Consider the following 1,687-nt stretch of genomic DNA (forward strand, 5'->3'; position numbering starts at 1 on the left):
GGGTCCAGGCTGTGTGAAAACGCGCTGAATACGTCGAAAACTGAGAGTCGCGAGGATTGTCTGTGAAATCAGCGGGCGGAAGCGCGAATTACCTTAGTCAGCTACATAGACGTTTGTAATGCCGATTGGGCCGCGTCAGCGGCCCAATCGGCTACTAACGGGCGAGCCAAGCGGCTGGATTCACGCCCTGATCGCCTCAAGCAGTCCTGCGATACCGAAGATGCTCATCATTCGTTTGAGGTTGTAGGCGAGCACATGAAGGCTCATCTCAGTGCTCACCCGCGGCAGGGTTTTGGTCAGGAAGTGGGTACTTCCCATCCAGTACTTGAGCGTTCCAAAAGGATGTTCAACGGTCTGTCGACGAACCCTCATCATCGCTGGATCATGTTCTAGCCGAACCTGCATCGCGTCGATTACCGCCTCATGTTCCCAGCGCCTCACACGGCGCTCCTTACCCGTCGTACATTGCTTTTGCATTGCGCAGGACTGGCACCCCGAGAAGTAGTAACAATGCAACAACATGCCGTCTTCCATCGACGAATGCCGCCGGGTTAGTAGCTGCCCCGCAGGGCATCGATACTCGTCCGATGCAGCAAGGTAGATGAAATCCTGCTTACCAAATCGACCTTCGGCTTTACTGCCTGAGGTCAGGGGTTTCGGTACGAAGGTAGTGATGCCGGCTTGCTCGCAAGCAAGGATTTCCAGACCTTTGTAATAGCCTCGGTCGGCCACCACCGTTAGCGATTCAGCCTTGATTTCTTCACGCGCTTGGTTCGCCATATTGCTTAGTTGCCCACGGTCATTGCCCACGTTGGTCACCTCATGGGCAATGATCAGATGGTGTTTGTCGTCGACTGCTGTTTGTACGTTGTAGCCAACCGTTCCGGTGCCTCGGCCGCTCGTGGCCATTGAGCGTGCATCTGGGTCTGTGAGGGAGATCTGCTGGTCTGGACTTTCGTGGAGCTGCGCCTCGATGTCCTTGAGTTTCTGCATCTGCTTTTTCAGTGCTTCTATCTTTTCTTTAAGCCGCTCTGCTTTGGCCTCGGCCACTTCGGGCGTTGCCCGATCCGCCGAATCCATCGCCGCCAGATAACGGTCAATGCTCTGTTCGATCTGCTGCATGCGTGCCTTCACTTTGCCCTGGGTGAAGTTACGGTCGCGATTATTGACGGCTTTGAATTTGCTGCCGTCGATGGCGATGATCGATTGGGAGAAGAGATCGAGGCTGCGGCAAAGCACTACGAACTGGCGGCAGACGCTGCGAATGGCTTTGCCGTTGTCCTTGCGAAAGTCGGCGATGGTTTTGAAGTCCGGGGCCAAACGCCCCGCTAGCCACATCAACTCGACGTTGCGCTCGGCTTCACGCTCAAGCCGGCGGCTGGACTGAATCCGATTGAGATAGCCGTAGATATAGATCTTCAGCAAGACCGCTGGGTGGTAGGCCGGACGACCAGTTGCGGCAGGATCGACGCCCTCAAAACCGAGTGCGCCCAGGTCGAGTTCATCGACGAAAACATCGACCACGCGCACTGGATTTTCTTCGGCTACGTAATCGTCCAGGCACTCTGGCAGCAATGTCACTTGAGTCCGAGCCTCACCTTCGATGAATCGCTTCATGATCGCCCCCGATACGATCTCGACGATCAGAAGGTTAGACAATCACTGCGTTTTCACACAGCCTGGGTCG

Annotated in this window: 1 protein-coding gene; it reads right to left on the bottom strand. The window is 55.5% G+C overall.

The window, feature by feature from the left end; translation table 11 throughout:
• Nucleotides 1-180: 180 nt before the first annotated feature.
• Complete coding sequence (locus BK658_RS29645; RefSeq protein WP_123585404.1) at nt 181-1,617, bottom strand: IS1182 family transposase; 1,437 nt, start codon at nt 1,615-1,617, stop codon at nt 181-183.
• Between the last annotated feature and the right edge of the window lie 70 nt (nt 1,618-1,687).

The sequence above is a fragment of the Pseudomonas brassicacearum genome (assembly GCF_003732175.1).
Taxonomy (GTDB): Bacteria; Pseudomonadota; Gammaproteobacteria; order Pseudomonadales; family Pseudomonadaceae; genus Aquipseudomonas; species Aquipseudomonas brassicacearum_G.

Excerpts from the sequence above, each read along its gene's own strand:
- BK658_RS29645 (WP_123585404.1), bottom strand. The coding sequence starts at position 1,617 with ATGAAGCGATTCATCGAAGGTGAGGCTCGGACTCAAGTGACATTGCTG.